This window comes from Sphingomonas sorbitolis, from assembly GCF_036663875.1.
GTDB lineage: Bacteria > Pseudomonadota > Alphaproteobacteria > Sphingomonadales > Sphingomonadaceae > Sphingomonas.
Map to the genome: position 1 here is coordinate 465,242 of NZ_JAXOJS010000003.1, position 12,317 is coordinate 477,558.

14 protein-coding genes and 1 tRNA gene are annotated in these 12,317 nt (G+C 66.7%); 6 read left to right on the forward strand and 9 right to left on the reverse strand.

The genetic code is table 11. The annotated features are described in order from the left end of the window. Window positions 1-10 precede the first annotated feature (10 nt). The 4 genes from U1763_RS11500 to U1763_RS11515 all read right to left on the reverse strand — a co-directional run bounded on the left by U1763_RS11500 (window position 11) and on the right by U1763_RS11515 (window position 4,687). Window positions 11-1,615 carry a histidine kinase famiy protein gene (locus U1763_RS11500; protein ID WP_332755308.1) on the reverse strand — a complete coding sequence of 535 codons (1,605 nt, stop codon included), beginning with the start codon at window positions 1,613-1,615 and terminating at the stop codon, window positions 11-13. A 221-nt stretch (window positions 1,616-1,836) separates the two neighbouring features. Then, the gene (locus tag U1763_RS11505) at window positions 1,837-2,433 is read right to left on the reverse strand and encodes a DUF2497 domain-containing protein (RefSeq protein ID WP_332755415.1); all 597 of its coding nucleotides are present in this window, start codon (window positions 2,431-2,433) and stop codon (window positions 1,837-1,839) included. Between the two features lie 35 nt (window positions 2,434-2,468). Beyond that, a complete protein-coding gene (locus tag U1763_RS11510; protein ID WP_132739230.1) occupies window positions 2,469-3,998 on the reverse strand; it encodes a TolC family outer membrane protein in 1,530 nt (509 codons plus the stop codon). A gap of 8 nt (window positions 3,999-4,006) precedes the next feature. Continuing rightward, window positions 4,007-4,687, reverse strand: coding sequence for a protein-L-isoaspartate O-methyltransferase family protein (locus tag U1763_RS11515; protein ID WP_332755309.1), 681 nt, complete (start codon window positions 4,685-4,687; stop codon window positions 4,007-4,009). A 435-nt stretch (window positions 4,688-5,122) separates the two neighbouring features. On the opposite strand from U1763_RS11515, the gene U1763_RS11520 reads away from it, so the two are divergent. Continuing rightward, window positions 5,123-5,196 (forward strand) — tRNA-Cys (locus tag U1763_RS11520). A 288-nt stretch (window positions 5,197-5,484) separates the two neighbouring features. Here the strand turns inward: U1763_RS11520 and U1763_RS11525 are convergent. Next, on the reverse strand, window positions 5,485-5,913 hold the full coding sequence (locus U1763_RS11525) for a (deoxy)nucleoside triphosphate pyrophosphohydrolase (protein WP_132897651.1): 429 nt from the start codon (window positions 5,911-5,913) through the stop codon (window positions 5,485-5,487). A gap of 31 nt (window positions 5,914-5,944) precedes the next feature. On the opposite strand from U1763_RS11525, the gene U1763_RS11530 reads away from it, so the two are divergent. Continuing rightward, window positions 5,945-6,148 carry a Flp family type IVb pilin gene (locus U1763_RS11530; protein WP_332755310.1) on the forward strand — a complete coding sequence of 68 codons (204 nt, stop codon included), beginning with the start codon at window positions 5,945-5,947 and terminating at the stop codon, window positions 6,146-6,148. Between the two features lie 147 nt (window positions 6,149-6,295). Then, a complete protein-coding gene (locus U1763_RS11535; RefSeq protein ID WP_132739242.1) occupies window positions 6,296-6,460 on the forward strand; it encodes a Flp family type IVb pilin in 165 nt (54 codons plus the stop codon). Between the two features lie 97 nt (window positions 6,461-6,557). Here the strand turns inward: U1763_RS11535 and U1763_RS11540 are convergent, their stop codons facing one another. Genes U1763_RS11540 through U1763_RS11555 form a run of 4 tightly spaced genes read right to left on the reverse strand, consistent with a single transcriptional unit; the run spans window position 6,558 to window position 10,415 of the window. Next, window positions 6,558-7,505, reverse strand: coding sequence for an acetyl-CoA carboxylase carboxyltransferase subunit alpha (locus U1763_RS11540; protein ID WP_332755311.1), 948 nt, complete (start codon window positions 7,503-7,505; stop codon window positions 6,558-6,560). Window positions 7,506-7,536: 31 nt separating this feature from the next. Beyond that, entirely contained in the window at window positions 7,537-8,436 is a 900-nt protein-coding gene (locus tag U1763_RS11545) for a tyrosine-type recombinase/integrase (RefSeq protein WP_332755312.1), read from the reverse strand. A gap of 19 nt (window positions 8,437-8,455) precedes the next feature. Further along, entirely contained in the window at window positions 8,456-10,297 is a 1,842-nt protein-coding gene (locus U1763_RS11550; RefSeq protein ID WP_332755313.1) for a hypothetical protein, read from the reverse strand. Next, window positions 10,281-10,415, reverse strand: coding sequence for a hypothetical protein (locus U1763_RS11555; protein WP_267904487.1), 135 nt, complete (start codon window positions 10,413-10,415; stop codon window positions 10,281-10,283). The genes U1763_RS11550 and U1763_RS11555 overlap by 17 nt, the downstream gene beginning before the upstream one ends. A 93-nt stretch (window positions 10,416-10,508) precedes the next feature. Between U1763_RS11555 and U1763_RS11560 the strand changes: the two genes are divergently transcribed. The 3 genes from U1763_RS11560 to U1763_RS11570 are packed head-to-tail and all read left to right on the forward strand — an operon-like array spanning window position 10,509 to window position 12,309. Then, window positions 10,509-11,072 carry a shikimate kinase gene (locus tag U1763_RS11560; protein WP_332755314.1) on the forward strand — a complete coding sequence of 188 codons (564 nt, stop codon included), beginning with the start codon at window positions 10,509-10,511 and terminating at the stop codon, window positions 11,070-11,072. Next, window positions 11,069-12,169 carry a 3-dehydroquinate synthase gene (aroB, locus tag U1763_RS11565; protein WP_332755315.1) on the forward strand — a complete coding sequence of 367 codons (1,101 nt, stop codon included), beginning with the start codon at window positions 11,069-11,071 and terminating at the stop codon, window positions 12,167-12,169. Before U1763_RS11560 ends, aroB begins: the two co-directional genes overlap by 4 nt. After that, window positions 12,169-12,309: a DUF2256 domain-containing protein gene (locus tag U1763_RS11570; protein WP_132739257.1), complete on the forward strand. Its 141-nt coding sequence runs from the start codon at window positions 12,169-12,171 to the stop codon at window positions 12,307-12,309. The genes aroB and U1763_RS11570 overlap by 1 nt, the downstream gene beginning before the upstream one ends. Window positions 12,310-12,317 lie beyond the last annotated feature (8 nt).

Sequence of the window (12,317 nt, forward strand, 5' to 3'; positions counted from 1 at the left end):
GTGCGCCATGTCAGGTTCGGGCGCCGGGCTTGTCGAGCACCTGGCGGATCCGCTCGTTCAGTTCGTTGCGGCGGTAGGGCTTGCGGATCAGCTCAAACGACCGGCTGCCCTCGTCGATCGCCTCGTCCGCAAAGCCGGTGGTCAACAGCACTGCGGTATGCGGATAATCGCGCCGCACGGACTGCGCGAGCGCGACGCCGTTCATCCCGCCGGGCATGAGGATATCGGTGAACAGCAGCTTGAAATCGGAATCGGCTGCCAGCGTATCGAGGGCACCGCGCGCGCTGTTCACCAGTACGACCTCGTAACCCAGATCCTCGAGAATCGTCCGGCCCAGCTCGCCGACCTCGATCTGATCCTCGACCATCAGCACGCGCTCGGCGCCACCGGTACGCGGTGCGAGCGGTGCGGCAGGCTTGCGCTCGACCGCACCACTCGCGCGCGGGAAATACAGCGAGAATTCCGCGCCGCCGCCAGCACCGTTGCGGACGGTCGCGAGGCCACCCGACTGGCGCATGAAGCCGTACACCATCGCGAGGCCGAGCCCGGCGCCCTTGCCCATTTCCTTGGTGGTGTAGAAGGGTTCGAACAGCTTGTCGGCGGTCGTCAGGTCGACGCCGGGGCCGTCGTCGCAGATGCTGACCACGACATATTCGCCGGGTTCGAGCTTGGCGAGGCTGGCATCCTCGGGCAGCACCGCGTTGCGCGTCGCGATCGTGACCTTGCCCGCGCCGCCGGTGGCATCGCGCGCGTTGGCGATGATATTGAGCAGCGCCATCTCGGCCTGGACCGGATCAACGCGGCAATTCCACAGATCGTTGGCAAGGTCGCGCCTGAGCGTGATGCCGCTGCCGATGCTGCGCTCCAGGATCGCGCGGAAATCGCCGATCAACTGATTGAGGTTCATCAGCCGATCACGCAATTCCTGTTTGCGTGCAAACGCGAGCAGCTGCTGCGTCAAAGTCGCCGCACGGGTCGCCGAGGTCGAAATCGCATCGACCGCGCGGCGTGCCGACTTGTCGTCGGGATCGATCCGCGCGTCGAGGATGTCGGCATAGCCCTGGATGACCTGCAACAGATTGTTGAAATCATGCGCGATGCCGCCGGTCAGCTTGCCGACGGCCTCCATCCGCTGTGCTTCATGCAACGCTTCCTCGGCTTCACGCCGCCGAGAAATATCGAGCTGACTGGCGAAGAAATATTTGAGATTGCCGTCTTCGCCGAACACCGGCGACACGAACAGCGCGTTCCAGAAGGTCGAGCCGTTCTTGCGGTAGTTGAGGATCTCGACCGCAACCTCTTCGCGCTTAACGATGGCGGCGCGCACTTCGGCGACGGCGGCGCGATCGGTTTCGGGGCCCTGCAGGAAGCGGCAGTTGCGGCCGAGGATCTCATCCTGCGAATAGCCGCTCATGAACGAGAACGCCTCGTCGCAGAAGATGATTGGATTGTCGTCGCGGTGCGGATCGGTGACCACCATCGGCATCCGCGTCGTCTTCACCGCGGCGAAGAAGATATCACTGCCGGCCTCAGCGGGCGAGAAATCGTTCCGTCCGCCGTGCGATGCGGGGCGGTCGGGCTTCTCAGCGGGCACGATGATCTCGGTTTCGGACATGCGTGCCAAACCCGGCATCGGGCGGCGTTGTTCCGTAGCGTTTGCATCGCCGACAGGGAGACGTTCGATCCTTCCCCGCCAGGGGGCGGTGGCTGACCCTTGCCAGACGGAGGGCAGGGAAACCGCTGCTCCGTGTCCTCCCCCTCCGTCACCTTCGATTACACCTCCCCCTGGCGGGGGAGGATCGTATAGTCCCGCCGTGTCGACGGGACGGCTGGCTGTTAGGGCTGCTGGTTCATGATCTTGGCGATTTCGCGCGCGACCATGTCCTCGACCATGTGCGGCAGGTTCGCGTCGATCCATTCGCGCAACACCGGCCGGAGCATCTCGCGAACCAATCCCTCGAGCGTGCCGTCGCTGTTCGATTCGGGCTTGATCATCATCCGCGTCAACGCCTCGAGCGGCGCGCGCGTTGCAGCCGCGGTCTCGCGCGAAACAATCGACTCGGATGGTGCCTCTGCGGCGGGCTGCTGCACCTGAGGTTGCGGCTTGGACGCTGACACGCGCGGCTCGGGCGCGGCGTCGACCGAGGTCAGCACGGGGGATTTCGGCGTGCGGGGGGTACGGTCGACCATCGGCATCGGATCGCTCAGTTCGAGAACTTCGTCATCATCCATCTCGTCGTCGAGATAGGCGGCTTCACGATAGGTGGGCGCGTGATCGGCGACATCGCGGTCGGCGGGATACTGATCGACCGGTGCCGTCATTGTCCGCGCCGGACGGCGCGATCGGCCGGGCGTGTCGCCCTCTTCGGCGATGATGCGTTTGATCGACGAGAGGATTTCCTCCATCGACGGCTCGCCGTTCACGTCCCCCATCCGGACCATCCCAAACCCCGTAGCCGCGCGCACCCCTATTGGCGGCTCGGCGCGTCCTTACCTGTCGTCAAGGCGGGGTTCCTGTCAACTGGCGTATCGAGCAAAGGATCGCGCTGCGGCTGGACATGCGCATCCTGTGCGGGCGATTGCGCGGTGCGTGTGCCGACCGGCACCGGCTCGCCATCGCCGCCAAAGTCCCAGATCTTGTGATGCACACGCTGATAATTGGCGACCGGATCGTACAGCACGCCGCCATCGAGCCCGAGATCGCGCGCTTCCGCCTGCCCCATCGCGGCAAGCAGCGCAAAGCCGGCGACATACGCATCGCGCCGTGCGGTGACGAGCGTCACCTGGCTGTTGAGCAGTTCCTGCTCGGCGTTGAGGATGTCGAGGATGGTTCGCGTGCCGACGCTGTTCTCCGCGCGCACGCCTTCGAGGCTGAGCTTGTTTGCGTTGACCGCGGTCTCGGAGGACTGGATGACCTGTTCCGAGGAGCGCCAGACGGCGAAGGCCGAGCGGGCCTGGGAGATCACGTTGCGCTCGGTCGCGGTGACGTTCTCGATCGCGCGGCTCTGGAACGCCTCGGCCTGACGGACCTGCGCGGCGGGGCGACCACCCTGGAACAGCGGCAGGGTAAGCGACAGTCCGGCCTGAACCGTCTTGTTCACGTTGGGGAACGTGATGACGCTGCCGTCGGCATTCGACGCCGAGCCGAGATAGTTGGTATAGGTGGCACCGCCGACCGCACTGATCTGTGGCAGACGAGTCGCCCGGGCGACACCGACATCATAGCGCGTCGCGTCACGCTCTTTCGCCGCTGCGATCAGGACCGGATTGTTCTCGATAGCAACGGTTACGGCGGATGCAGGGCTGTCGGGCAGATGCGGCAAGGTCGGTGGTGTTTCGAGCGTTCCGGCGGGCGTGCCGACGTACCGGATGTAATTCTCACGGCTGGAAATCAGCTGCGCCTCAGCCGACTGGAGCTGCGCACGGGCGAGGGCGAGGCGGGCTTCGGACTGTGCGACGTCGGTACGGGTCAGGTCGCCGACCTGGAATCGATCGCGGCTGGCTTGCAGGTTGACGTCGAGGACGCGGACGTTCTGCGTGTTGAGACCGACGATCGCCTCGTCGCGGATCACGTCCATGTACGCGGCGACGACGTTGGTGAAGAGATCCGCCTCGGTGCCGCGCAGCGTCGCGCGGCCGGCCTCGACGCGGGTCTTGGCGGCGGCAACCGAATTGCGGACCTGCCCGCCCAGGTACAGCGGCACCGACACGTTGGCGCGCGCCGCGGCCTGACGCGGCAAGGCCGTGAAGCTGTTCGCCGCGGTTACGACGAATTCGGTGTAGTCGCCGGTCGCATTGACCGAGGGGAGCCCCGTCGCCCGCGCAATCGGCACGTTCTCGTCGGTCGCGCGCAACGTGGCGCGCTGTCCGGTCAGGATCGGATTGGTGGTATACGCCTTGGCCAGCGCCTCGCGCAGCGTCTCCGCACCCGCTGGTGCAGCGATATAGAGCAGCGCAACACTCGCAAGCAAGCGGCGGAAACGAGCGGTGCGCGGCATCATAGGGCTCAGAACCTGAAGGGTTTGGGGATGTCGAAACCGGGAAGCGCGACGCATTCGACGTCGACAAAGGCCGCCAGCGCGAACCCACCATCGGTCTTGCGTCCCGACGCAAGCCGCGTGACGCCGCGTTCGGCGAGCCCCGAGGTGACGCGACCGCCCGAGCGGACCTGCGCAACGAGCGTATCGGGCATCGCCTCGATCGCGCCATCGACGATCAGCACGTCATAAGGGGCGCCTGCGGCTTGGCCGTCCTGCATCGGCGCCTCGACGAGCTCGACATTGTCGACCCCGGCAAGCGCCGAGCGCGCCATCGCCAGCAATGCCGGGTCGCTCTCGACCGCGACCACCGATCCGACAATCTCGCTCAGCACCGCAGCGGTATAGCCGGTCGCGGCACCGATCAGCAGCACGCGATCAGTCGCGGTCAGATAGGCCTCGGTCAGCAGCCGGCCGGTCGCCATCGGCAGATTGGCGTAGCGCCCGCCACCGAGCGCGATCGCGGTGTCGCGGTAGGCGATCGAGCGGACGTCCTCGGGCAGGAACTGCTCGCGCGGCACACGTGCCATCGCCGCAACCACCCGCTGATCGTTCACCGCATTGGTGCGCAGCTGGCTAGCGACCATCGCATGCCGCATGGTGTCGTAAGCCGAAGCGGCAGTTGCGGTATCGAGGCTCATCGTCGTCATAACCCATCCTGTCGCACAACTGTTTTAGTTGCGCAATACACTAGTTGTCGCGCCGATATGTATCGCGCGCCGACGATTGCGCCAAGTCGCAGTTGCGCGCGGCAAGTCGGAGATCGAACGATTTTGCGGTGTAGACGCCCCGCCCGCCCGTGTGACACCGAAGATGTCGCGGGCGGGACGTCGAGGGCGCATGCGGAAGACCACGGCACTACCTCTGCGACGATTCCTAGCAGCGAATGCCGCCGCCGTCGCCCAAAATGGGACGAGGGACGTTTTCGGACTGGCGCAATGCGGTTCGTGGGGTCCTGTCATGGCGGCCCTTGCGATTGGCCCGAGCATCGCGCCCACCCGCGCCGAATGAGGATAATTCGTGTCCAGCTACACGTCGTGGTTGACCGCGCTGACAAAACGACGCATTTGCGCCGTCCGCATCGAGGCCCGATGGCGGAGTGGTGACGTAGAGGACTGCAAATCCTCGCACCCGGGTTCGATTCCCGGTCGGGCCTCCAGCGGTTTTCCGTTTTAGAACATCGATAGATAGAGCACCCCGCAGCGGCATGCGCGGGCAGTGGTGCCAGCGAACTCGTTGCGTCGAGCGGCGATTGCGCGACCGGAACGGCTCGCTCGAGAAAAGGGAATAGCTCGCGCGAGCCGCGGCTCAACACCCGCGCGGTCTTGGGACGCACGCTGGCCCATTTGACTGCGGCACGCATCGAAAGAGATCAAGACCCTATTGTCGAACGCCGAGTATGCGGAGGCCCGCTGTCGGGATTATCGCCGTTCGGTGCGTCGTTCGGTCAGATCAGTGCATCGAGCAACCCGATCAGCGGGCGATCGGCGGGCGGCATCGGCAACGCGTGCATCGCGCTCGGCCGCACCCAGCGCAAGGCCGTCGCCTCCAGCGCGCGTGGCACGCCCGTCCATTTCCGCGTGATGTAAAGCAGCAGCACAAGATGGCGATCACCCAGCGGCGCGCTTGCAAACGCTGCGGGGGCAAGACACGCATGCGGCACCGCGATGCCGAGTTCCTCCTCGAGCTCCCTGATCAACGCCGCCTCGGGGGTCTCACCGGGCTCGACCTTGCCTCCGGGAAATTCCCAGAGCCCGGCAAGCGACTTGCCCGGGGGGCGTTGCTGCAACAGCACGCGCCCCTCGAGGTCAACCATCGCCGCCGCCACGACCGGTAAAAGGGATGGCGCGGTTGGAATGGCGCGATCGTTGGTCATTCCTTAATTTTCCTCGATTACACTGATGGTTATGAAGTCTGACAAGTCCATGCTGACGATCACGGGTCGAACGTTGCGGCGCGTCCTGCGCAATACCCGCGGCGCGACCGCGATCGAATACGGGTTGATCCTGGCCTTCGTCGTCATCGCTCTCATTGTCGGCCTGACCAACCTTGCCGATTCGACCATCGGAATGTGGGGCAAGGTCGAAACGAAGGTCGCCACCGCCCGCTGATCGCCCGCATCGGGCCTCGTGAATTACCCGACGAAATGCTCCGACCTTAAGCCTTTCTCAACTCACAACTTCTATTTGTCCTCGTGCTGATCCGGCCTGTCCGGTCCAGCCGGGTGACACTGAAGCAATCCAACCATGGAGACCGGAATGAAGACGATCCGCAAGTTTTTCAAGAATTCCAAGGGCGCAACCGCAATCGAGTACGGCCTCATCGCCGCTCTGATCGCCGTCGCTGCGATCGCTGCAATGCAGGGCCTGGGTAACAGCCTGAACAAGACGTTCAACAACGTCGCGTCGCAGCTCAACAAGTAAGCGTACCGCGATCACCATCGCGGTCGATCAGGGCGGCTGGACTTCGGTTCAGCCGCCCTTTTTATTTGTCCCGTGTTCTGTCGCTGCATCGCGACGCTTAGAGTCGGCCCATCTTCAAGAATTTGGCCTGGCGGTCTTTCCGCAGATCGGCAGGCGCGAGCGATGCGAGGTCGGCGAGTGCGGACGACAGTGCATTGCCGAGCGATTCGATCGCCGCAACGCGGTCGCGGTGTGCGCCACCCAGCGGCTCCGAGACGATGTCGTCGATGACGCCGAACGCTTTCAGGTCCTGCGCCGTAATCCGCATCGCTTCGGCAGCCTCGGGCGCCTTGTCGGCGGTGCGCCACAGGATCGACGCACAGCCTTCGGGGCTGATCACCGAATAGATCGCGTGTTCGAACATCAGTACGCGGTTGCCCGCGGCGAGCGCGACCGCACCGCCCGAGCCGCCCTCGCCGACGATCGCCGAGACGATCGGGACGCCGGCGTTGAGGCACGCCTCGGTCGAGCGTGCGATCGCTTCGGCCTGGCCGCGCTCCTCGGCCTGGATGCCGGGGAACGCGCCCGACGTATCGACCAAGGTGACGATCGGCAGGCCGAACCGGTTGGCGAGCTCGACCAGGCGGATCGCCTTCCGATAGCCCTCGGGCTTGCCCATGCCGAAATTGTGGCGGAGACGGCTCGCGGTGTCGTCGCCCTTCTCGTGGCCGAGCACCATGATCTTCCGCCCGCGGAAGGTCGCGAAGCCGCCGATGATCGCCTGGTCGTCGCCGAACGCGCGGTCGCCCGCCAGCGGGACGAACTCGTCGAACAGCGCGGCGACGTAATCCTTGAAGTGCGGGCGTTCCGGATGGCGCGCGACCTGCGTCTTCTGCCACGGGGTCAGACGCGCGAACGTGTCCTTCAGCAGCTTGTCGGACTTCGCCTGCAAGCGGGCGATGTCGGCGGCGAGGTCGACGCTGCCTTCGGCGGCAGTGTCGCGGAGTTCGTCGATCCGGCCCTGGAGTTCGGCGATCGGTTTCTCGAAGTCGAGGAAGCTTGGCATCAGCGGCGGTTACGGTGCGCCGCCGTCCGCGTCAACGCGGCGGCAAGTCCGCCAGCGGGTGACGCGTGTTGACGAGTTCGACGAGGCGGCTCGAATCGACGTGCGTGTAGATCTCGGTGGTGGCGATATCGGCATGGCCGAGCATCGATTGCAGCGCGCGCAGATCCGCCCCGCCGGCGAGCAGGTGGGTGGCAAAGGCGTGACGCAGGACGTGCGGGCTGACCCGATCGGGCGGGATGCCGGTCTCCGCCGCGAGCGCCTTGACCAGTTGGTACAAGCGGATGCGCGAGAGATGCCCCTTGCCCGAGGGGAACAGCCACAGGCGGTTGGTCGCGACATAGGTCCGCCACACCGCCACCGCCGCGCGCGCGCGGTCGGAGATAGGGACGAGCCGCTCGCGCCCGCCCTTGCCGCGCAGGATCAGGAACGGGCGGTCGGGATGGACCGCATTGCGCGGCAGGCTGACGAGTTCGGTCGCGCGCAGTCCCGATCCGTAGAGCAGCTCGAACAACGCGGAGAGCCGCAGGTCGTTGGGGTCGAGCGGATCGCGCGCGGCGCGTTCGGCGATCGCCGCGAACAGTCGGTCGATATCCGCGTGGCTCAGCACTTTGGGCAACGTGCGCGCGGTGCCGGGCCGAGGGAGCGCCTTGCCGGGATCGTCGGCGCGGTGGCCTTCGTCGGCCAGGAACGCGAAGAAACGGCGGAGCGAGGCGGACTTTCGCCCGACGGTGGAGCGGGACAGCGCCGACCAGCCACCGGCGAGCGTTGCAAGCGCATCCCCATCCGCCTCGACCAACCGCCCTTCGAGCCCCTGCGAAGCGAGCGTCAGGTCGCTGCGATACGCGGCGACGGTGTTGGGCGCCGCCCCCGCTTCCGCCGCCATCATTTCCAGGAACCGGTCGATCAATGCGCGGTCCGTGGCGTTGGTCACGCCCGTGCGGCCGGCGTGATCACGCCCGCGCAATCGCCTCGGCAGCGATCATCCGCGCCTCGCCATCGAGCCCGACTGCGCGCAAGGCGCCGACGATCCGGTACAGCGCCTCGGGCGAGATGCCCTTCCAGTCGGGCGCCTGCATGCCGATCGCGGCGAGCACGACCACCGTCCCGGCCTGCCCGTCGCGCGCAGCCCGATCGAGCGCACGCGTCCAGGCATTGTCCGCGCCGATCAGAACGCCGAGCGATTGCGCGGCACGTTCGATGTCGCCCGAGTTGAGCCGTCCGAGGCCCGCCAGCCCCGCGAACAGCATCCGCTGCTTCAACGCCGAATCACCTTCGCCGCCCGAATAGGAGGCGAGGTCGGCATAGCTGAGGCGACGATACGCGTCGGGATCGCTGAGCATGATCATCGCCCATGCGTCACCGCCGGCGGGCACCGTGCCGAGCCAGCGTGAGGCGGTGCGATCGAGCCCCGCGGACAGCATCGACGCGACCAGATGATCGGCCTCGGCCTTCGCCAGCGCCGGGTTCATCCGCCCCGCCGCCCGCGCGGTCAGCACAAGCCGCGCATAGGCCGGCCGCGTATCCGCCCCGCCCCATAATTGGCGCAACGCGTTCAGCCGCGCATCGGGACTGCGATCGGCATAGGCGGTCTGGAGATCGTTGGCGGTCGCGGTCGCCGTGCTTTGCGAGTCGTCGTCGGTTGCGGCAGCGGCATAGAGATCGACCAGCGCGGCGCTGGAGAGCACGCCCTGCCCCGCGGCCGACTCAGCGGGGGCGAGCCGCGCACCGAGCGGAACCGAGGGCGACAATGCCTGCCAGTATTTCACCTGCGGACCAGCGCTCGCATAGAGATCGTCGGGCACCGCGACGCCTGTCGCCATCGCCAGACCAAACCGCCATGCGGTCAACTGGTCGACGCCATCCCACTCTATCGTCACCGCCTGACGCCCCTGTGCGCCGGCACCGACGACCTTCTGCGCGAGCAGCATATCGACGCCGCTCGCGAGATTGCGACGCTTGGCGGTCGCGATCAGCGGGGTCGCCTGCGCGGGATTGCCCGACAGGCCGGCGCACATCGCCTGCGCCATCGTCCAGCCCCGCGCCGCCGCATAGCGCATCGCGCCGGGTACCAACGGACACAGCCCCGCCGGATCGCCGGTCGCCAGCGATGCGTTCATCGCGACGTCGTACAGCTTCGGCGTGTAGTTGTTCGTATCAACGCTCTGCGTGACGGCGCGCGCGGCGACCGATTCGCCCATCCGCAACAACAGCCACGCGCGCTCGGCCGCGAAGTCCGCGCCGTTGGTGCGTACAGGCGTATCGACGCGCGACACCAGCGCCCGCCGCAGCAGGATCGACATCCAGCGCGACGGCAACGGCGCACTCAGTCGGCGCATCAGCGTCTCGACATATTGACCGTCCGCATCGCCGAACGCGTCGGTATCCAACCCACCCTCGCGGGTCGTCACTGGCCCGACCGTCGCCAGCGAGCGCCGCGCCGATTCGGGCATTTCGTAGCGCGCAAGCACAGCCGGATCGACCGGTGCCGGCGTCGCGACGGGCGGCACCGGGGCGGCGTCGGTCGGCGTCGTCGGCGGCAATGGCTGGATCATCGCACCGGGCTGTGCGGGTGTCGGAGCCGGCTGTGGCGCGCTTGGCTGCGTGGAGCCAGTCGGACGTGCAGGCTGCGTACCGGCAGGCGGGGTCGGACGTGATGCCGGCGTCGGCGTCGGCTCGCCGAACCCGGGCGGCAGGATCGATTCGGGGCGATCCTGCCCGATCGCGGGCGCCAGCGCGACTAAAGCTCCGGCGGCAACCGCCGCCGCAAGGGACGCCTTAAGAGAGGTTCGCAAGCGTCACGGCCTTTTCGACGCGGCTCTGCGGGCGCTCGGTCGCGCGCCCTGCCAGCAGGAACAGGCCGCCGACCACCACGACAAGAACGACGACGACCGAGACGATGAAACGGGACATGGCGGCGTAACCTTGTAGTGGACGGGGAAGCGGACAAAACAGCCGCCAAGAGCTTTTGCCCTCGCGCGGTGCCGCTGTATAGCGCCCCTCACGATGTTGCAAAGCCACAACCCCTCAGGCGGGCCCGCAGGCGGCCCCGCCCCAGCCCCGATCGATCGACCGATCGTGCTCGTCGGGTTGATGGGCGTAGGCAAGACCACGGTCGGCCGGCGGCTCGCGTTGCGCATGAACCTGCCATTCGTCGACGCCGACCACGAGATCGAAGCGGCTTCGGGCATGACCGTCGCCGAGATCTTCGCCAAATACGGCGAGGCGTATTTCCGCGATGGCGAGCGCCGGGTGATCGCGCGCCTAATCGACGGCACGCCGAAGATCATCGCGACCGGTGGCGGCGCGTTCATCAACGACGACACGCGGGCGCTGATCATGCGCGACGCCATCTCGGTGTGGCTCAGTGCGCACCCCGACATCCTGGTCGAGCGCGTCGGGCGGCGCGATACGCGACCGCTTCTCCGCAACCGCGATCCGGGCAAAGTGCTCGCCGAACTGGCGCGCGTCCGCAACCCGATCTACGCGCAGGCGCACATCCATATCGTCAGCAACAAGACGCCGCACGAAGCGACCGTCGCCGCAATCCTGAGAGCGCTTGGCCGATGAAGACCGTTACCGTTGAGCTGGGTTCGCGGACCTATCCGATCCACATCGAAGCGGGGATTCTCGCACGGGCCGGCGAGTATCTCGCACCGCTCGCGAAGGGTCGGCGCGTGGCGATCGTCACCGACGAGAATTTGTCGGCGCATCTGGCGACGCTACAGACGTCGCTGACCGCGGCGGGCATTGCGTCCGAGGCGATCGTGCTCGCGCCGGGCGAAGGCAGCAAGAGCTGGGCGACGCTGGAGATGCTGTGCGACCGGCTGCTCGAACTCGGCGTCGAGCGCGGCGATCATGTCGTGGCACTTGGCGGGGGTGTGATGGGGGACCTGGTCGGGTTCGCCTGCTCGATCCTCAAGCGCGGGTGCAACTTCGTGCAGATCCCGACGTCGCTGCTCGCGCAGGTCGACAGCTCGGTCGGCGGCAAGACCGCGATCAACACGAAGGCCGGCAAGAACCTGATCGGCGCGTTTCATCAGCCAGTGATGGTGCTGATCGATCCGCAGGTGCTCGACACGCTGCCGATTCGCGAGCTGCGTGCAGGCTATGCCGAAGTCGTGAAATACGGCCTGATCGACGACTTCGCGTTCTTCGAATGGTGCGAGGCGAATGGTGCCGCGTTGCTGGCCGGTGGCATCGGCCTGCGCGAATATGCGATCGCCCACAGCGTGTCGGCAAAGGCGCGGATCGTCGCGGCGGACGAGCATGAGACCAACGGGACGCGCGCCCTGCTCAACCTCGGCCACACGTTCGGCCACGCGCTGGAAGCTGAAACCGGGTTCTCGCAGGCACTGATCCACGGCGAAGGCGTCGCCGCGGGCTGCTCGCTCGCGTTTGGCTTCTCGGCGTCACAGGGCATCTGCTCCGGGCAGGACGCGGCGCGCGTTGCGGCACATTGGCGCGATGTCGGGCTACCCGACGGGCTCGCCGCGGCGAAGATCGGCGCGAGCGGCGCCCGCCTCGTCGATCACATGCGCCACGACAAGAAGATGGCGGCGGGCACGCTCCCCTTCCTGCTCGCGCGCGGGATCGGCCAAACCTATCTCGACAAGACCGTCGACCTCACCGAGGTCGAGACCTTCCTCGACGCGCAACCCCGCTGATGCCCAATGGGATCGCCAAGCAGAACCTGCCGACTAAGGTATGTCCGGCATGCGAGCGCCCGTTCACGTGGCGGAAGAAGTGGGCGCGCGACTGGGACAGCGTGATCTATTGCTCGGACGCGTGCCGCAAGAAGCGGTGACGCGCATT